This is a genomic window from Acidobacteriota bacterium (assembly GCA_030697165.1).
Taxonomy (GTDB): domain Bacteria; phylum Acidobacteriota; class Vicinamibacteria; order Vicinamibacterales; family UBA2999; genus 12-FULL-67-14b.
In genome coordinates this window covers 377,971-396,342 of sequence record JAUYQQ010000004.1, presented here as the reverse complement: position 1 = coordinate 396,342, position 18,372 = coordinate 377,971, and the positions used below count along the sequence as shown (strand labels likewise).

General features: G+C 66.4%; 14 protein-coding genes. 8 read left to right on the top strand and 6 right to left on the bottom strand.

Annotation, left to right across the window (positions count from 1 at the left end; all coding sequences use genetic code 11):
• The first annotated feature begins 12 nt into the window (after positions 1 to 12).
• The 4 genes from Q8T13_05835 to Q8T13_05820 all read left to right on the top strand — a co-directional run bounded on the left by Q8T13_05835 (position 13) and on the right by Q8T13_05820 (position 8,752).
• A complete protein-coding gene (locus tag Q8T13_05835; protein ID MDP3717276.1) occupies positions 13 to 3,573 on the top strand; it encodes a PAS domain-containing protein in 3,561 nt (1,186 codons plus the stop codon).
• Positions 3,570 to 5,846, top strand: coding sequence for a PAS domain S-box protein (locus Q8T13_05830; protein ID MDP3717275.1), 2,277 nt, complete (start codon positions 3,570 to 3,572; stop codon positions 5,844 to 5,846). Before Q8T13_05835 ends, Q8T13_05830 begins: the two co-directional genes overlap by 4 nt.
• A complete protein-coding gene (locus Q8T13_05825; protein MDP3717274.1) occupies positions 5,843 to 7,318 on the top strand; it encodes a VCBS repeat-containing protein in 1,476 nt (491 codons plus the stop codon). The genes Q8T13_05830 and Q8T13_05825 overlap by 4 nt, the downstream gene beginning before the upstream one ends.
• 177 nt (positions 7,319 to 7,495) lie before the next feature.
• On the top strand, positions 7,496 to 8,752 hold the full coding sequence (locus Q8T13_05820) for a Calx-beta domain-containing protein (GenBank protein MDP3717273.1): 1,257 nt from the start codon (positions 7,496 to 7,498) through the stop codon (positions 8,750 to 8,752).
• Positions 8,753 to 8,875: 123 nt separating this feature from the next.
• Here Q8T13_05820 and Q8T13_05815 read toward each other — a convergent pair whose 3' ends face one another.
• The 5 genes from Q8T13_05815 to Q8T13_05795 all read right to left on the bottom strand — a co-directional run bounded on the left by Q8T13_05815 (position 8,876) and on the right by Q8T13_05795 (position 14,465).
• A complete protein-coding gene (locus tag Q8T13_05815) occupies positions 8,876 to 9,823 on the bottom strand; it encodes a 3-hydroxyacyl-CoA dehydrogenase (protein MDP3717272.1) in 948 nt (315 codons plus the stop codon).
• A gap of 14 nt (positions 9,824 to 9,837) precedes the next feature.
• Positions 9,838 to 10,731 carry a sulfite exporter TauE/SafE family protein gene (locus Q8T13_05810; GenBank protein MDP3717271.1) on the bottom strand — a complete coding sequence of 298 codons (894 nt, stop codon included), beginning with the start codon at positions 10,729 to 10,731 and terminating at the stop codon, positions 9,838 to 9,840.
• Positions 10,732 to 10,813: 82 nt separating this feature from the next.
• Entirely contained in the window at positions 10,814 to 11,500 is a 687-nt protein-coding gene (locus Q8T13_05805; protein MDP3717270.1) for a response regulator transcription factor, read from the bottom strand.
• Entirely contained in the window at positions 11,497 to 13,242 is a 1,746-nt protein-coding gene (locus Q8T13_05800; GenBank protein MDP3717269.1) for a HAMP domain-containing sensor histidine kinase, read from the bottom strand. The genes Q8T13_05805 and Q8T13_05800 overlap by 4 nt, the downstream gene beginning before the upstream one ends.
• A gap of 56 nt (positions 13,243 to 13,298) precedes the next feature.
• Complete coding sequence (locus Q8T13_05795; GenBank protein MDP3717268.1) at positions 13,299 to 14,465, bottom strand: tetratricopeptide repeat protein; 1,167 nt, start codon at positions 14,463 to 14,465, stop codon at positions 13,299 to 13,301.
• 161 nt (positions 14,466 to 14,626) lie between these two features.
• Between Q8T13_05795 and Q8T13_05790 the strand changes: the two genes are divergently transcribed.
• Together Q8T13_05790 and Q8T13_05785 are read left to right on the top strand one after the other, a co-directional pair.
• Positions 14,627 to 15,103 (top strand): Rieske (2Fe-2S) protein, encoded by a 477-nt coding sequence (locus Q8T13_05790; GenBank protein MDP3717267.1) that lies wholly within the window; start codon positions 14,627 to 14,629, stop codon positions 15,101 to 15,103.
• Between the two features lie 2 nt (positions 15,104 to 15,105).
• Positions 15,106 to 16,707 carry a cytochrome b N-terminal domain-containing protein gene (locus tag Q8T13_05785; GenBank protein MDP3717266.1) on the top strand — a complete coding sequence of 534 codons (1,602 nt, stop codon included), beginning with the start codon at positions 15,106 to 15,108 and terminating at the stop codon, positions 16,705 to 16,707.
• A 39-nt stretch (positions 16,708 to 16,746) separates the two neighbouring features.
• Here Q8T13_05785 and Q8T13_05780 read toward each other — a convergent pair whose 3' ends face one another.
• Positions 16,747 to 17,082: a c-type cytochrome gene (locus tag Q8T13_05780; GenBank protein MDP3717265.1), complete on the bottom strand. Its 336-nt coding sequence runs from the start codon at positions 17,080 to 17,082 to the stop codon at positions 16,747 to 16,749.
• A gap of 411 nt (positions 17,083 to 17,493) precedes the next feature.
• On the opposite strand from Q8T13_05780, the gene rpsL reads away from it, so the two are divergent.
• On the top strand, positions 17,494 to 17,868 hold the full coding sequence (gene rpsL, locus Q8T13_05775; protein ID MDP3717264.1) for a 30S ribosomal protein S12: 375 nt from the start codon (positions 17,494 to 17,496) through the stop codon (positions 17,866 to 17,868).
• Between the two features lie 9 nt (positions 17,869 to 17,877).
• Entirely contained in the window at positions 17,878 to 18,351 is a 474-nt protein-coding gene (gene rpsG, locus Q8T13_05770; protein MDP3717263.1) for a 30S ribosomal protein S7, read from the top strand.
• Positions 18,352 to 18,372: the final 21 nt, after the last annotated feature.

Genomic DNA, 18,372 nt, shown 5'->3' with positions numbered 1-18,372 from the left:
GCTGGTGCCACGGTGGTCGCCATTGGCGCCGCCAGCCTTGCGGGATGGATGCTCGCCATCCCGCAGCTCCCGGCGTGGAAGGCCGAAACCGTGCCGATGGCACCGGCCACGGCCGTGTTGTCGGTGCTGCTGGGCATGGCTCTCGTCGCATGCTCCCGCTCCGCCGCCAGCGCGCGACACCTCTTCATCGCCAGGACCCTGGCAATCGCAGGCAGCGTCGCCGCATTCGTGTTTCTGGCCATTCGCATGGGCGGGTGGCTGCCTCGGTTCGAGTTGCTCTTTCTCCCCATTGCCGGTGTGATTGAAGGTGCACCGGTGGGCTTCGTCTCACCGGTGACGGCGGCCTGCTTCGCATTGGCGAATGCCGCCGTGCTGCTGCTGATCGTCCCTCCGGCCCGGGACAGTTGGCCGGCCGTCGCTGGCCGCGCTGTCAGCGCGGTCCTCGCGCTGGTGGGTTTTGTTCTCGCAGTGTCCAACGTCCTCGGCGCGCCCCTTCTTACTGGGCTGGTGGTCGTCCCGGTGGCCCTGAACACCAGCATCGTCCTGCTGCTGGGGGGCTTGGCGCTGCTCCAACTTTCTGGACAGTCGCAGACGGCTGCGCCGACGCCGATTCGGCCGTTCGTCTGGATCTTCATCGGCATAGGTGTCATGAGCACGGCGGTTGGCTACGCCTACTACCGTGAGCTCGAGCGGGAACTCCGCGCCGAGGTCGAGCAGGAACTGACGGCGGTGGTCGAACTCATCAGGTCGGGCCTGAGCCAGTGGCGCAAGGAACGGCAGGGCGACGCGATGTCGTTGCGCCACAACGACCTCCTCATCAGCATGCTCCGCCAGGCAGAGGGGGGCCAGCTGCCAGACGGAACGCCGTCTGGCAGCTGGCTCCGTGAGTTCAATGCCTCGCTGCAGTACGACAGCATGTTGCTTTTCGATTCGGCCGGGACGCTGCGGCTGTCGTTGCCCAGACGTGACGGACGGCCATCGGCGGCGGTCGCCGAGCAGATTCAGCAGGTCCTGCGCAGCGGTGAGCCGCTATTGCAGGATTTTCACTTCGATGACGAAGGCCACGCGCACCTCGCCCTGCTTGTACCGCTCGCCGTCGGCGTCATGCCTGACCGGCCGGTTGGCCTATTGGCCCTCAGCATTAACCCGGAACCGTTTTTGTTCACGCTTATTCGCGACTGGCCGACCACGAGCTCGACGGCCGAGGCCGTGCTGGTGCGCCGGGATGGTGACGAGGTGGTGTTCCTGAGCGACCTCATCAGCCAGCGCAGGGCCCTCCGCGTCCGCATCCCGGTGACCGCGACCGACGTCATGGCGGTGAAGGCCTTGAGCGGCCAGACCGGCATGGTCGAGGGGGTGGACTATCGCGGCATGCCCAGCGTCGGCGTCGTTGGGGCGATTCCGGACACGCCGTGGCACCTGGCGGTGCGGATCAACCGGTCTGAATTGAGCGACCGGCTGTGGCGGCGGGTGCGGGTCGTCTCGGCGTTTGTGGCGTTGTTGATGTTCAGCGCAGGCTCAGGACTGGGCCTGATGTGGCGCAATCGGCGCGTGGCGTTTTATCGTGACCAGGCCGCCCTGGCCACGGCGCTAAAGACCACCTCGAGCCAGTTGCTCGGCATGCTGGGCAGCAGCCCGACCATCATCTACCGGCTCGCGCGGGTTGACGGGCGGCTGGTGCCCACCGAAGTCAGCGAGAATGTTCACCGCATCCTGGGCTTTTCGCCACAGGAGGTGCTGCACCCTCATTGGTGGGTCTCCAACCTGCATCCCGACGATCGGGTAGGCGCCCTGACCCGCATGGTGGCACTGGAGCGAGACGACGAGCTCACGCACGAGTACCGCTTCTTTCGCCAGGATGGCCGCGAGTTGTGGATCAGCGATGGCCTGAGAGTGGTGCGCCGCGACGCGCTCGGGATCGCCGAGGTCACCGGCGCCTGGAACGAGGTGACCGAGCGCCGCAAGGCCGAAGAGTTCCTGCGCGACAGCGAAGAGCGGTTGCGAATGGCGCTTACCGTGTCGAACCAGGGCACGTTCGACCTGAACGTCGAGAGCGGTGACGCGGTGGTCAGCCCCGAGTACGCCACCCAGATTGGCTATGCGCCAGGCGAGTTGGTGGAGACGAACGCGACGTGGCTGGCCCGCATTCATCCCGAGGACCGGCCGCGGGTTGAAAAGGCGCATCTCGACTACGTGAACGGGCGCACCGTCGACTACCGCGTGGAGTTCCGCCAGCGCACCAAACCAGGCGGCTGGCTGTGGACGCTCTCGGTCGGGCGGATTGTGGCATATACGCCCGAGGGCCGGCCCCTGCGCATGCTGGGCACCCACACCGACATCCATGCCCGCAAGATCGCCGAACTGCATTCGCGGCGCCTGGCCCAGATGTATGCGGCGCTCAGCCGCTGCAACGAGGCCATCGTCCGCAGCGTTGGTGAGGCGGAGTTGTTCCCGTTGATCTGCGAGGCCGCCGTGACCCACGGCGGCATGGCCATGGCCTGGGTCGGCATGGCCGACGAGGCCAGCGGCGTAGTCACGCCGGTGGCGTCATTCGGCACCGGGACCGAGTACCTCGATGACATCCCGGTCTTGACCTCGGCCGACATCCCGTTCGGCCGCGGGCCGACAGGGACGGCCATTCGCGAGAATCGGCCGATCTGGATCGAGAACTTCCAGGCCGATCCCTCGACCGGGCCCTGGCACGAGCGCGCGCAGCGATTCGGCTGGGCAGCGTCGGTGGGCCTGCCCCTGACCCGCGACGGCCGGGCGGTCGGCGCGCTGACGATCTATGCGCGGACGGCCGACGCCTTCGACCCCGAGGGGCGCGAGTTGCTGGTGCAGATGGCCACCGATATCAGCTTTGCGCTCGACACCTTCGGCCGCGACGCGCGGCGGATTGAGGCCGAAGCGGCGGTCAGGGCGTCATTGCACGAGAAAGAGGCGCTGCTGAAGGAAGTGCATCACCGCGTCAAGAACAACCTGCAGGTGATCACCAGCCTGCTGCGGCTCGAGGCCGGGCGGTCGTCGCAACCGAACGTCGTGGCGGTGCTGGCCGAAATGCAAAGCCGGGTGCTCTCGATGGCGCTTCTCCACGAAACGCTGTACCGCTCTGATAATCTGGCCCAGGTGGACCTGGCGGCTTACCTGCGGCAACTGGGCCAGCAGATCGTGCGGTCGTTGGCGCCGGCCGCGGGCATCACGTTGGAATTTGACGTCGAGCCGATTCGGATCGAGCTCGATCAAGCGGTACCGTGCGGGCTGATCGTCAACGAGTTGATGTCAAACGCGCTCAAGCATGCCTTTCCGGGCGGACGTCACGGCGACATCCGCCTCTCGGCGCGGCTGGTGGCCGGCGGACCGGCCATGCGGCTGTCGGTCGCCGACTCTGGTGCCGGGCTGCCCGCCGACTTCGACGAGGCGCGCAAGCGCTCTCTGGGCCTGCAACTGGTAACGGACCTGGCGCGACAGTTGAACGGAACACTGGACATGTCCTCCGGTAATGGAACAACATTCAGTCTCACGTTTATTCCGAAAAAACCTGCTGGCGTCCAGGACGGAGAGTCGACGTCATGACCAGTTCACGCATCCTCATCGTCGAGGACGAAAGCATCATCGCCCGCGACATCGAGAGCCAGTTGCTACGGCTGGGTCACGACGTGGTCGGCATTGCGATGTCGGTAGAAGGGGCGGTCGCCATGGCCGGTGCCACCCGGCCCCATCTCGTGTTGATGGACATCAACCTGCCCGGGCGCCTCGACGGCATCGACGCCGCCATCGCCATCCGCGAGCAGTTCTCGATTCCGAGCGTGTTCCTGACGGCCTATGCCACCGACGACATGGTCGAGCGGGCCACGCGTGCCGAGCCGCTCGGCTACCTGATCAAGCCGTTCGACGAACAGAGCTTGCGGACGACGATCGAAGTGGCGCTGCACAAGGACCACGCCGATCGCCGGCTGCGGGCCAGCGAAGCCCGGTACCGCGCGGTGGTCCAGTCCGCGAATGACGCCATCATTACCGTCGATTCAGCGGATCGCATTGTCGGGTGGAGCGCGGCGGCGGCCGGCCTGTTTGGCTACGCCGAGGCCGAGGCGCTTGGCCAGTCCGGCCAGATGCTGCTGGCGCCGGGGCAAGAAGATAGTCATGACCTGGCCATGAAGCGAGCGGGTCAGCTCGTCGGGGGCCTTGAACTCGAGCGCCTGAGCGAGCGGGTGGGACTGAGGAAAGACGGCTCCACGTTCACCATGGAACGGTCGCTGGCACGATGGGAGACCACCGAAGGTTGGTTCATCACCGCGTTCGTCCGCGATTGCAGCGCCCGCAAGCAGGCCGAAGCGTCGATGCGGCTGCAGAGCCTGGCGCTACATGCCACAGCGAACGCCATCATCATCACCGATCCAGACGGCGCCATCCAGTGGGTGAATCCGGCGTTCACGACCGTCACCGGCTTTACCGAGTCAGAGGCCGTCGGCAAGAACCCGCGCGACCTGGTTCGCTCGGGGGCGCATGAACCGGGTTTTTACGAGGAGATGTGGAAGACCCTGGTGTCGGGCCTGGTCTGGGAGGGCGAGATCACGAACCGCCGCAAGGATGGAACGTTGTACGTCGAGCACCAGACCATCACGCCGGTGCGCAACCACGACGGCGTCGTCACCAACTACATTGGCGTCAAGCGGGACATGACCGAGCAGAAGCGTCTTCAGGAGCAACTGGTGCAGGCGCAGAAACTGGAGAACATTGGCCGGCTGGCCGGAGGCGTCGCGCACGACTTCAACAACCTCCTGACGGTGATCAACGGCACTTCCGAGATGGCCCTCGCCGACCTGCCGGCGGGGGATCCCATGCGAATCGAATTCCAGCACATTCAGGAGGCCGGCGGCCGGGCCGCCAACCTGACGCGCCAACTGCTCGCCTTCAGCCGCAAGCAGGTGCTGGCGCCACAGGCCATCGACCTGGGCCTGCACGTTGAGCACACCGCCAAGATGTTAAAGCGGCTGATCGGCGAGGACATCACGCTGCAGGTCGAGTCGCAACCAGGCCTCGACACGGTGTTCGTCGACCCCGGACAGATGGAGCAGATCCTGCTCAACCTCGCGGTCAACGCGCGCGATTCCATGCCCCGGGGCGGGTCGTTGACCATCTCCACCCGTAATGCCTTGTTGGACGCCGAGTTTGCTGCGCGTCATCCCGGCATCTCGCCAGGGCATCATGTGGTCCTCGACGTTGTGGATACCGGAACCGGGATGACCCCGGACGTGCAGGCGCGGATTTTTGAACCGTTCTTCACGACCAAGGAACAGGGTCAGGGCACGGGTCTTGGCCTGGCGACTGTCTACGGCGTCGTCCAGCAGAGCGGCGGCAGCATCCTCGTCGAGTCGGCGCCAGGCCGCGGCACCAGATTCACGATCGCTCTGCGGAGGGCCGAGCCCGGCACTCACGCCGTCTTGGCCATGGCCACGAGCGGGCGCAGGGCAACGGGGACCGAGACCATCCTGATTGTGGATGATGACGATGGCTTGCGGATGATCATGGAGCGTATTCTGCGATCCGCCGGATACCAGGTGCTGGCGGCGCGTGATGGTAACGACGCGCTGGCCAAGGCGCAGGCGCACTCGGGCCCCCTGGGCGCGATGGTCACCGACGTGGTCATGCCGGGCATGAGCGGACCCGAATTGGCCCGGGTCCTGTGCGCGGTGCGCCCGGGCCTGAAAGTGCTGTACAGCTCGGGCTATACCGACGACGCGATGTTGCGGAAGGAGTTTTCGTCCGACTCCGCGCACTTCATCGCCAAGCCCTACACGGCGAGCGTGCTCACGGCGAAGCTTCGTGAGGTTCTTGACGCCGGATGATGGCACTCGCGCTGCTGGCGGCCCTGGCATGGGCCTTTCAGGCGGCCGGAGGGCCGCCCTCGTTTGAACGCGTCCAGCCTGACACGTTTGCCGCGCCGGGTGGCCAGGCCAATGCCTGGGCCGACGCCGATGGTGACGGCGACCTCGATTACTTCGTCGCCTTTCGCGGCCGACCCAATCGTTTCTATCGCAACGACAACGGCACCTTTCGGGATGTCGCCGCCGATGTCGGGCTGGCCGACGACCAGGAAACCCGCGCCGTCGCGTGGGGAGATTTCGACGCCGATGGCGATCCCGACCTGTTCATCGGGTTTGCCGATCCAGCCGTGCCGGCCAAGGTCTATCGCAACGATCAGGGTGGAACCCGGTTCACGAACGTGGCCTCAGCCCTCAACGTGAACCTCCGCGGGGTGACCCGCCAGCCGGCCTGGGTCGACTACGACGGGGATGGCGACCTCGATCTGTTCGTTGCGTTCAGGGACGTGGCCAACAAGCTCCTGCGTAACGACAACGGCCGCTTCGTCGATGTCACCGCCGCATCAGGCATCGGCGACACCCGCAAGACCGTGAGCGCCGTCTGGTGGGATTTCGACCGTGACGGTGATCTCGATCTGTTCACCGCCAACCAGGAGGGCGAGGCCAACGGCCTGTACCGGCAGAACCGCGGCACGTTCGAGGATGTCGCCGTGGCGCTGGGTGTGGCCGGCACGCCGCGGCCGGCGGCAGACGGCGGGGTCGGGCCGAGCGTGGCCGATTTCGATCTCGACGGCGACTTCGACCTGTTCGTGGCCAACTACGGCCCGAGCGCGCTCTATCGCAACGAGGCGGGGAAGTCCTTCACCGAGGTCGCGAAAGCCAGCGGCATCGACCTGGCCGGCCACGGCGTCACCTCGGCGTGGGGCGACCTCGACAACGATGGCCTTCCGGATTTGTACGTCGGCAACTTCCTCGGAGGCCAGCCGCTCTATCGCGACGCGTTGTTCATGAATCGTGGCCCGGCCTCCGCCGCCTGGGGCTTCGCCGAGTCCCTCCCGGACGTGATCCTGAAGAACGACGCCACGCACGGCGTGCAGTTCGTCGACTTTGATGGCGATGGCCGCCTCGACCTGTCGCTCACCAACAACGACTCCAATGGTGGCGGGCATCCGCTGCTGCGCAATATCGCGCCGTCGCGCGGCCGTGGGTTTTTCGTCGAGGTGACAGACCAGGCCGGCCGGCGCACGCTCGCCGGCAGCGAGGTGCGCGTCTTGCAGCCACGCACTCGACAACTGCTCGCGGCCGCGCTCGTCGATACCGGCAGCGGCTACTGCTCGCAGAACGCCATGCCGGTGCACCTTGGGGTACCGGCTACGTGGCCCGGCCGCGTCGATGTCGAAGTGACGATCGTCGCCGGCGGCCGCCGCCGCGTCGTCACCATCAAGGGCGTTGACCCCTCCGCGCATCAACGCCGTCCCCTCGCCATACAATTCTGACGTTCGCCCGGCAATTCTTGCACGGCCGCGTGCCAACGCTACGGGCTCCCAGTTTGCTAAGCCGCTGCGGACAAGTCACTTACGCCTGGGCGGCCCGCCGGGCCCTTCACGGTATCCCCCTTGCACCAACCCCTCCCGGTCAGGCCCTACCCCGGCCACTGATTGAGGAGAGACGGCATGTTGAGTGAGAAGACGTTCGGGTCAATCGTCCTGGTAGGCGCGCTGCTTGCGACGGCGGCGTGCGGCGACTCGTCGAAGTCGCTGAATCCGACCGCCCCGTCGGCCGTGGCGGCGGCGAGCCTCAACGTCGAGGCGACCGATGCGACCGCCGAGTCCGGCACTACCGCGGCCGGGGGTAATCCCGTGAAGCCAGTCAATCCCGGCAACGGCAACGGGAATCAGAACGGCAATGGGAGCGGCAACGACAAGGGTCCGTCGACCAGCACGCCGCCGGCCAACACGTCGCCCGGCGCGCCAACCGCTCCGGTCAATCCCGGAACCAGCAAAGTCGAACTCGAGGGGTCGATCTCCGCGATTGCGGGCACGGCGATCACCGTGAACAGCCGAACCGTCAACGTTCCCGTCACCGCTGTCATCCGTTTCGGCCAGCGCGCCGTGGCGTTCTCGGAGCTGAGCATCGGCGATCGGGTGCACGTCCGGGCCCGCATCGAGGGCGCGGTGCTCGAAGCAACCGAAGTGAAGCTCCAGAGCCCAGACGGCGGCAATGTCGACCGTGACGATGATAGTGACGAGGATGGTGGCACTGTGTGGGTGTCGGTCGTCGACGCCACGGCCGCCGAAACCGGCACCGACCAGGGCCGCTTCCGTCTTACCCGGGTTGCCAGTGCGGCGTTGCCGCTGACGTCACCTCTCGTGGTGACTCTGACGCTGACCGGCACGGCGACCAACGGCGTCGACTACACCAACGTGCCGCTCACCGCGACGTTCCTGGCCGGACAGGCCACGGTCGATGTCGTGGTGGCGCCGATTGCGGATGCGTTGGCCGAGGGGTCGGAAACGGTGATCCTGACGCTCTCGTCGGTGGCGCCCTTTGCGCTGGGTTCGCCGACGTCCGGTATCGTCACGATTGCCGACGCCGCCCCGGTGGTGTCGGTCGTTGCACTGGATGCGACCGCGTCGGAAACGGGACCCGACCTGGGGACGTTCCGCTTCTCGCGCACCGGCGCGCTGACCTCGTCGCTGACGGTGACCTACACGGTCACGGGCACGGCCGTGAACGGCACCGACTACCAGGCCATCCCGGTCACGGTCACGTTCCTTGCCGGGCAGGCGACCGCCGATGTGTTCGTGATTCCGATTGCCGACGGCATCACCGAAGCGGCCGAGACGGTGATTGTGACGCTCACCGACGGAGCGAGCTACGACCTGGGTGCGCCAGCGACGGCCACGGCGACGGTCACGATTATTGGCTAGAGCAGGAGAAGGGGTCTGCCTGCGGGGCAGACCCCTTCTTCAATGTGGCGTCCGCCTTTAGGCGGACCTTGCTATCCGGCTAACCGCCTCCGCCGAGGCTCCGGCGGGTCAAGAAGCCGGAGGCTACTTAGACGTCGTCGGGCGCGACAGCACGGCGTGGGCAATGCCGGTCAGCGAGCCCTGGCCGGTGAACAGCACCTTGCGATCCGAGCCATCCAGCTTCAGGCTGTAGACGCTGCCGCGCAGGTCGGTCAGGAACATCCGTCCGCCTTCGAGGTCGAGCGCGATCCCGATCGTTTCGTTGAAGCCGCCGGCCAGGATGGTGCGTTCGCGCGGGCTGTCGATGGAGGTGCGGTTGACGGTGTTGCCTTCGGGCGGGTTGCCGCGGTCGGTCCAATACAGGTGGCGCCGGGCGAGATCGAGTTCCAGATCGATCGGCTCGGGCAGCTGATCGAACAGCACCTCGATGTCGTTCCGATTGGCCGCGGTTTGCCCGCTCGGGATATTGAGGTTGGCGCGGCGGATGGTGCCCGCGACGGCGTTGTCACCGCCTTTCTGGGTCCAGTAGATCTTGCCGCCGGCCAGGTCGAGCGCCATGCCGACGCACCAGTTCCGCTGGTCCTTGCGCGCCTCGTCGCCGCGCCCGGTTTCGACCAGCGTCTCGAGCGCCGAGCCGTCGAGGTTGGCGCGCATCACGCGCATGCCCTCGCGATCGGACCAATACAGCTTGCCGTTCTTCTTGTCGAGCACCAGCTGTTTGGCCGTCCACGTGCCGCCGGTCTTCAGGATCGTCGTGACGTTCGAGCCATCCAGGTTCGACCGTTCAATCGAGCCATCGTCCGCCGCCACGTTGCCCATGTTGGTCCAGTAGATGTGGCCGGCCTCGACATCGACGGCAATGCCGTCGGGCGCGCCCTTGAGGCCGTCGATCACCACCTGGCGGTCGCTGCCGTCCGTCGCCGACGACACGATCTTGCCTCGCAGGTCGAGAAAGAAGATGCGGTCGTGCGACTGCGCGGCGAGCGGTGCCGTCAGCCCGAGCAGCAACAAGACGGCGGCAATTCGTGTCATGGCGGTGTCCCTCGTTACGCGGCCTTCTGCAGGGCGCGCTCTTTCGAAGCGGTGGTCAGCATGCCGATGGCCGTGTAGATCACCACCACCACGACGCCCCAGCGGACGTAATCGAGTGGCAGCGACTTGACGATGAAGGCGGCGATCAGTACCGCCAGTGGGCCGCCGATCATCAGCCCGATCGCGGCGCGCAGGTCGTAACTTTGCTTGCGGATGAACTGCAGGCTGCCGACCGGCATGAGGAACGCGCACGCGCCCATCATGATCGGGAAGGCCGCGGTCGGGTTCATGCCGAGCAGGCTGATCATGATCAGGCATGGTGCGTAATAGCCGATGCCCAGCATCATCAGCGCGCCGAGGAAGGCCGAGATGACGACGGCGATGCCCAGCTTGAGCCCAGAGACACCAAGGGCGACACCGGGCGCCGGACCGATGCCGGTCAGCGAAAACAGCATCAGCGTCGCGGCGCCGATCAGGGCGAAGCCCATGCCGATCTGCACCTGGCGGCGCGGCAGGCTGGCGACCACGCCCGCGCCCAGCCAGGCGCCGGCGGCGGCCGCGGCGATGATCGCCACCATGGTCACGAACTCCACCTCGACGATGGTGATGTAGATCACCGCCTGGACCGTCGTCGGCAGCACGTAGCCGACGTTCAGCGTGCCGGGGATCTTTTCATCGCGCACGACGTTCCAGAAGCGGAACATCGAGGTGGTCGTGGCATACGAGCCGATGCCGAGCGTGTCGAAGAAGTTGGCGATGAACGAGATGCCGAGCGTCCGCGGCTCGGGCGCGAGCGGCGCCGGGCCGGCCCCGGCGGCCCGCTGGCGCTGGAGGGTCGTATACCAGAACACAAGGTACATGACCCCGATCAGGATCATGCCCGCAAGCAAGATGGTCTTTGGTTCCATTGCGTCGGATTCTAACCTGTTCTTGTCGGTGACTAATCGGTGTTTAATCTGTGGCCCGGCCGATCGGTGTTTAATCGGTGGCCTAGCCGACGAACTTATATCCTGAGCCGTGAATCGTCAGGATGTGTTCGGGGGCGTGGGGTGACTTCTCGATCTTCTGCCGCAGCTTGGCGACGAAGTTGTCGATGGTGCGGGTGGTCGGGAATTCCTCGTAGCCCCACACCTCGTTCAGGATCTGCTCGCGGGTCACGACCTGGCCGGTGTGCAGGACGAAATAGCGCAACAGGTCGAACTCGCGGGCGGTGAACTCGATGCGGACCTTGCCGCGCCGCGCCTGATGCAGCTTGAAGTCGATCTCGATGTCGCCAATCCGCATGATCTCGGCCGCCGGCTTGACCACGCCCGCGCCCGAGCGCCGCAGCACGGCGCGGACGCGCGCCAGCAGTTCGGTGATCGAGAACGGCTTGGTGACGTAGTCGTCGGCGCCCAGTTCGAGGCCGAGCACCTTGTCGGTCTCGGCCGAGCGGGCGGTCAGCATCACGATCGGCGTCGCGACCGACCGGGCCCGCAGATCGCGGCACACGTCGAACCCGTTCTTCTTCGGCAGCATCACGTCGAGAATGACCAGGTCGGGTGAGAAGACCCCGGCCTTCAGCAGCCCCTCGTCGCCGTCGGCGGCCGTCTCGACCTCGTAGCCCTCGAGTTCGAGGTTGTCGCGCAGGCCGAGCCGCATTTGCGGCTCGTCTTCAATCACCAGGATCTTCTTCATCGTGTGGACTCTGCCAGAGTGGGGGCGAAGGCGTTCTCGCCGGGAATGGGGAAGTGCAGGGTGAAAGTGCTGCCCTGTTGGGGTTCGCTGGTGACGCGGACGTAGCCGCCGTGTCCGCGCATGGTGTGGTCGACAATCGCCAGGCCGAGCCCGGTGCCCTGGGGCCCACCGCCCAGTTCGCGCTGCACGCGGTAGAACTTGCGGAAGATGCGAGCCTGCTCGCGCCGTGAGATGCCGATGCCGTGGTCGGTGACGCTGACCTCGACGTGGTCGCCGGCGCGCCGCGCCGACACCTCCAGCTGCTTGGCGTCGCCGGAATACTTGATGGCATTGGCGAGCAGGTTCTCGATGGCCTGCTCGGTCGCGCCTTCGTCAGCGAGGACCCGGGGCAGCGCCGGGGCGATCTCGGTCTTGACCACGAAATTGCCCTGCGAAAACTGCGTGGCCATGCGAGCCAGCACCCGGCTCACGATTTCACCCAGGTCGGCCGGCTCCATGCGGTACGGCCGCAACCCGGCCTCCATGCGCGAGAAGTCGAGAATGTTCTCGATCAGCCGGGTCAGCTTCTTGGCCTCGCCGTTGATGATCTGGTAGTACTCCTGCGCCCGTTCCGGCGTGCGCACGCGGCCCAATTCGAGTGTCTCGGCAAACAGCTGGATCAGCGCGAGCGGCGTCTTGAGGTCGTGCGACACCGACGCGACGAAGTTCGACTTCAGCTCGGCGACCCGGACTTCCCGCGCCGCGGCGCCGGCGACCAGGAAGACGCCCAGACTCATGGCCACCGCCAACACCACCATCAACGCCATCTGCGGCCGCGTGCTGGCGCTGACGATTTCCGGGATCGATTCCGGCCCGTAGCCCGTGCGCAGGCCCCAGATCTCCCGTTGCTGTTCGAACGGCGCGGCGAACGCCAGCAGTTCCTTGTCGAAGAAGACCACCGGAAAACTGCGTTCGTCCACCGGCATGTCGTCGCTGCGCGAGGGGTCCGACTCGAAAATGCGGGTGCCGTCTTCCGCGAGCACCGCGGCCTCGAGCGAGGGGAAGCCCGCCGGTTGCTGGACGTTCGCGAGCCGATCGCGCAACAGGGCCGGGATGAACTCCGTCTTCAGGCGCTCGGCGTCGACCGCAAACGCCACCACGCTGGTCATGCGCTCGCGCGCGAACGACTCGAAGCGCATCTGCGCCTGCACGTAGTACTGGCGTCCGCCGATCTCTTCGGTGAAGGCGACAATCGCCATCCGCATCCTGACCAGTTCGTGGAGGCGGGGCAGCAGCTTGGCGCCAAACACGGTGTCTTCGCGGAAGCGGCTCTCGACCGTGCCGGCCGCCTGCGCGATCGACTGCTGGTCGTACGCCAGCCACTGGTCGCCGTGGGGCCCGCGTTCGGTCCAGACGAAGAACGCGGTCACGAACGGGCTCTCCAGCAGCGCCTCGTGCATGACCGGGTCGATGAACGCCAGGTCCAGCGGCTCGATGCGCGCCTGCGGCACACGCAGGATCACGTCGAAGTACGGGCGCTTGAGGGCGGTCTCCACCGTCTCGGTCAACGAGCTGGCCGTGTCGCTGCTCAACTGCCGCAGGATGATGGACGAGTTCTTCTCGATGTCGTTGAGCGAGCGGAACTGGAAGTAGAACAGCACCGCCATGGGGATGGCGACGACGATGGCCAGGCCGACGGCGAGGCGCATCCCGCGGTCGTGCAGCAAGTGCCACCCTGGACGTGGACTGGTTCCGTCATTCATATCGTCCTCATGGTCCGCCCAAAAAGGCGGACACTACATCAATGTGGCGTCCGGCTTCAGCCGGACCTGCGCAACTCGCCATCGAGCCAGGCCTGCACCGGTTGCCATCCGCTCAAGCCCGGCTGCTCGGTGACCAGGGCCCACAAAATCGCGCTCGTCTCGCCGAGCAGTTGCTGCCGGTACTCGCGCGGCAAACCCTCGGTGGCGCGCCGCAGGTCTCGCAGCGCGCCTTCGGCATCACCGGTCGCCACCTTGCACAGTGCCAGCCGCGACGCTTGCACCGCGTTCTTCTCCGGGTCGCGGGCCTGGCCTTCAGCATAGGCCGCGAGCGCGGCCTGGAACCGGCCCTGCAAAAACAGTGTATGCCCGAGATTGTAATGGCCAAAGGCCAGCGTTGGGGTGAGTTCAATCACTTGCCGGAACGCCGCCTCCGATTCCGCGAGTTTGCCCAGTTCGCGGCGGACGACCCCGACGTTGTTCAGCGCCTGCGGGCTGGCCGGCTCGAGCGCCAGGGCCCGCTCGAACGCGGTCAGGGCTTCCGCCGGGCGGTCCAGTTCGCCGAGCGTGGCGCCGAGGTTCGCCCAGGCCGGCGCGAAGCTCGGCAGTAGCGTCGCCGCGGCCTCGAAGGCCACGGCGGCCTGGGCCATATCGTCGCGCCGGAGCCAGAGCTTGCCGCATTCGTACCGTGCCGCCGCCCACCCTGGCGCCAGGGTGATTGCCTCGTCCAGATCGCGGGCTGCCGCGTCGAGGTCGTTCACCTCCATACAGACGCTCGCCGTTGCCACCAGGGCGGCGGGTGTCCGCCAGGCTGCGAGAGCCTGGACGCATAGTGCGAGGCGTTCTGCCGCATCGGTGACCCGAAACGCCCTGGGGAGAAGTGCGGTGGTGCTGTAGTGATGCGGTGCCGGGGTGCTGACGAGCAGGAGCCACGCGCCACCGGGATGGGGGGCCAGTTCGGCCGCCCAGGCAGCCTCGAGGTAGGCGCGCTGGGTGGTGACGAGCTCGGTGCCGCCGGTCTGCTCGTTGACGAACGCCTCGTCAAAGGCGTTGGCGCGAATCACCACGGGGCCGGCCGGCAGTTCGGCCGCCAGCGGGTAACGGAAGGGCCAATCCGCCGGCGAGGGCGCGGCGATCGCGCGGCCGTCGTGCTCGGACTGCCACTCCTCGATCCACTCCGCGGCGGCGCTCGGCGAGTCGGCGGTCGCGATCGACGGCGTAAGCACGCGCCAATTGTCACACGACCCGGTGGACGAAGACACCCCCGGATGACGAATGACAAGAGATGACGTCGCGGCCGTTCTCCTGCTCCGTATAATCCGCGCAAGCGTTCGGGCCGAATACCTGCTCGCGCCAGCAAGCCTTGCTCCCTTCCAGGGAGCGGATCATGGAGCCACCAATCAACGCCTCTGAAAATCGCCGCGGTTTCTTCATCCGCATCATCCAGACGGTGCACGCCGGCATCGGCGCGACACTGGCCTTCGTTGTCGGCGGCGCCATCGTCGCGCCCAGTTTCTCGCGGCGCGAGAAGTTGTGGCTCCCTGCGGGCACCGTGCCGAGACTGGTGGACGGCGTGCCGACGGCCGTGACGCTGAGGATCGCCCGTTCCGATGGCGCCAGCGAGACGGTCGACCGGCGCGTGGTGTATTTGGTCAAGAACGGCGAGTCACTGTATGCACTCGACTCGACGTGCACACACCTTGGATGCCGCACCAAGTTCAATCCCGACAGCGGGCACATCGAGTGCCCCTGCCATGGCGGGGTTTACGACACCGGTGGCAACGTCGTGTCGGGGCCGCCGCCCACGCCGCTGGCGCAAGTGCCGGTACGGGTCGAGCACGATCGCATCATGGTCCAGGTCTAGCCATGACCGGCCCGCTGCTCGACTGGCTTGATTCGCGCACCGGCTATCGCGCCTTGGTGCGGCGCGCGCTGTACGAGGAACTGCCGCGCGGGACCGGGTGGCCGTTTACCACCGGCAGCGTCGTCACGCTGCTCGTGGCCTGCCAGTTCATCACCGGCGTCGGCCTCACCATGTATTACGTGCCGGCCCCGTCGCTGGCCTACGACAGCGTGCGGTTCATCATGCGCGACCTGCCGCTGGGTGGGATGTTGCGCGGCCTGCATTACTGGGGCGCCAGCTTCCTGGTGGTGGCGGCGGTCATGCACATGATGCGCGTGTTCCTCACCGGTTCGTACAAGGCGCCGCGCGAAGTGACGTGGCTGAGCGGCCTGGTGATGCTGCTGGTCATCCTCGGCTTCTCGTTGAGCGGCTACTTGTTGCCGTGGGACCAGAAAGCCTACTGGGCGACCACGGTCACCATCAACGTCGCACGCAGCACGCCGCTGCTCGGAGAGTACATCGCCGACGTGCTGCGTGGCGGCGCCGAACTGGGCGCGCTTACGCTCGGCCGTTGGTACTCCGCGCACGTCTTCCTGCTGCCGGCGATCCTGGTCACGCTGATCGTGGCGCACATCGCGCTGATGCGGAAGCACGGCATCTCGGGTCCGATCGAGCCGGCGGCCGGTCCGGGCGAGGCGTTCTTTCCGTGGCATGTCATCCGCGACACGGTGATGATGGCCGCCGTCTTCGCGTCGTTGTTCACGGTTGCCGCGCTCGTGCCCGCGCCCCTGGATGCGATCGCCAACCCGTCGGACGCCGATTACATTCCGCGGCCCGAGTGGTACTTCCTGTCGCTGTTTCAACTGCTGAAGTACTTCCCCGGCCCGCTTGAGCCGGTAGCGACGATGGTGATTCCCGGCGCGGTGGTGGGGTTCCTGATGATGCTGCCGTTCATTGATCGCGCCGACGGCCGCCATCCGTTCCGCACGCCCCGCCGCGCGTTCACGACCACGATGGTGGCCATCGCCCTGGGGGTGCTCACGCTGACCGGCCTTGGCGTGGCCGATGGTCCGCCGCCCGACGACGACAAATGGGGCTTGCTGCCGATTGCCGGCTGGCAGATTGCCACTGACGAGGCGAGTCCGTGCGCGCGGTGCCACGCCCCGGGCGCGCCGGCGGCACCGCTCGCACAGACCCGGATTACGCGCGACGAGGAGTGGTTGCTGGCGCACATGGCCGATCCGGTGGCGCTCGCGCCGGGCGTGCGCTCGCCCCAGGAGCCGGCGCCGCGGCCAATGATGTCCCGGTTCAAGGCGCAGGCGGTGGTCTCGTACTTGCGGCGCGAGCATGCGGGACGCCCGCACCCGGTGGTTGACGAGGCCGGCCGATTGGCCGCGCTGACCTACGCCGAGACCTGCGTGGCGTGCCACAAGATCGCCGGTGACGGCGGCAGCATGGGGCCCGACCTGACGCAGGTCGGCGGGCGGCGGGAGGCCGCCGCCATCAAGGCAATCATCGAAGACGCGTCGCAGGTCTACGGCGAGACCGCGATGCCTCCGTTCAGGAACCGCTTGAGGCCCGAACAGATCGAAGCGCTGACCAACTACCTCGCCGCGCGAGAGTAACGCGACGGGGACAGACCGCTCGGCGCCGCCTGCTCGGGGTCAGTCCCCGCCGGGCGGCAGCTTGGGGGTGGATTCGCCCTGGTGGCAGGTAAAGCAGGTGACCCGGCCGAGCACCGATTCCCCGGGCTTGGGCTTGTAGTCGGGGAAGAACTGCTGGTTCAGGGCCTTGGTCATCTCGATCATGCGCCGCGCCGTAATCTTCACGGCGTTGTCGTCGCTCGCGAAGTTCCGGGGAACGTGGCAGGTGTTGCAACTGACGCCCAGCGCCTGGACCATGTGGTTCATCTCTTCCTGGAAGTCAGGGGCGAGCAGGCCGGTCAGGACCTTCACGGTCGGGCTGTCGACCACGGTCGGGGTGGGGGCCTGGGCGGTCAACCCCTGCGAAAAGATGAGAAATACTGTGATAGTGCAAGGGGCGGTCAAGTGGCGCATGGCGGAGAAAGTTAGCACGCTTGCGTGTTTTTGAAAGGCCGTGCTATATTCGTCAGGTTCTCGTGAGACTAGGACACCCTATCTAGTCTCAACCGTATCGTGACGCACCCGCGCAGCGCCCTATCGAAGGGACCGTTAACGGGGCCAGGCTTGCGAAAAGCCCGGTGAAAGCGTCCGCCGATACCGAAAACACCATGAAGTAGGGTTTTTCCGCCCAAGGTGCCAAGCCGCGTTTCTGACGCTGCTTTCAGGCCTCGGGCACCACAGCCGCCGGTAATCGGTGAATGTGGGCAGTTTTTGATTCGTTAGTGGCGCCGCGCGGAGCCGTCCGCTTGCGGTGCCTTTGGAGTGCTCGTGCCGACGATTAGTCAGCTGGTCCGCAAGGGACGCGAGAAGGTCGAGTGGAAGACGAAGAGCCCGGCGCTGCAGAACAGCCCGCAGAAGCGCGGCGTCTGTGTGCGCGTCTTCACGCAAACCCCGAAGAAGCCGAACTCGGCGCTTCGCAAGGTGGCGCGTGTCCGCCTGACCAACAAGATTGAAGTCACCACCTACATTCCGGGTGTCGGCCACAACCTGCAGGAGCACTCGCTGGTGCTGATCCGCGGCGGCCGTGTGAAAGACCTGCCGGGTGTGCGGTATCACGTGGTGCGCGGCACCCTCGACGCCGTGGGCGTGCAGGGCCGCAAGCAGGGTCGTTCGAAGTACGGCGCCAAGCGCCCGAAGTCCTAAGAGAGATTTATGCCGCGCAGACGAGTAATCGCGAAACGTGAGCTGTTGCCGGACGCCCTCTACGGGAGCCCGCTGGTCACCAAGTTCATCAACACGATCATGAGCGAGGGCAAGCGTTCGACCGCCGAGCGCATCCTCTACCAGAGCTTCGACCTGATCAAGGAACGGTCGGGCGATGATCCGCTCAAGATCTTCAAGAAGGCCGTGGACAACGTCAAGCCGGCGCTCGAAGTGAAGTCGCGCCGCGTCGGCGGCTCGAACTACCAGGTGCCGATCGAGGTCAACCCGAACCGCCGCCTGTCGCTCAGCATCCGCTGGCTGGTCGGCTTTGCCCGCTCGCGCGGCGACGGCAAGACCATGCAGGAAAAGCTCGCCAACGAGCTGCTCGACGCCGCCAACCTGCGCGGTGGCGCCGTCAAGAAGCGCGAAGACACGCACCGCATGGCGGAAGCGAACAAGGCGTTCGCGCACTACCGCTGGTAGCGCGTCACAGTTGCAATTATT

What these genes read in the sequence shown, in the direction of transcription:
- Q8T13_05820 (MDP3717273.1), top strand. Translation starts at nt 7,496, where the DNA reads ATGTTGAGTGAGAAGACGTTCGGGTCAATCGTCCTGGTAGGCGCGCTG.
- Q8T13_05805 (MDP3717270.1), bottom strand. Translation starts at nt 11,500, where the DNA reads ATGAAGAAGATCCTGGTGATTGAAGACGAGCCGCAAATGCGGCTCGGC.
- Q8T13_05825 (MDP3717274.1), top strand. Translation starts at nt 5,843, where the DNA reads ATGATGGCACTCGCGCTGCTGGCGGCCCTGGCATGGGCCTTTCAGGCG.
- Q8T13_05800 (MDP3717269.1), bottom strand. Translation starts at nt 13,242, where the DNA reads ATGAATGACGGAACCAGTCCACGTCCAGGGTGGCACTTGCTGCACGAC.
- Q8T13_05830 (MDP3717275.1), top strand. Translation starts at nt 3,570, where the DNA reads ATGACCAGTTCACGCATCCTCATCGTCGAGGACGAAAGCATCATCGCC.
- Q8T13_05790 (MDP3717267.1), top strand. Translation starts at nt 14,627, where the DNA reads ATGGAGCCACCAATCAACGCCTCTGAAAATCGCCGCGGTTTCTTCATC.
- rpsG (MDP3717263.1), top strand. Translation starts at nt 17,878, where the DNA reads ATGCCGCGCAGACGAGTAATCGCGAAACGTGAGCTGTTGCCGGACGCC.
- Q8T13_05810 (MDP3717271.1), bottom strand. Translation starts at nt 10,731, where the DNA reads ATGGAACCAAAGACCATCTTGCTTGCGGGCATGATCCTGATCGGGGTC.
- Q8T13_05785 (MDP3717266.1), top strand. Translation starts at nt 15,106, where the DNA reads ATGACCGGCCCGCTGCTCGACTGGCTTGATTCGCGCACCGGCTATCGC.
- Q8T13_05815 (MDP3717272.1), bottom strand. Translation starts at nt 9,823, where the DNA reads ATGACACGAATTGCCGCCGTCTTGTTGCTGCTCGGGCTGACGGCACCG.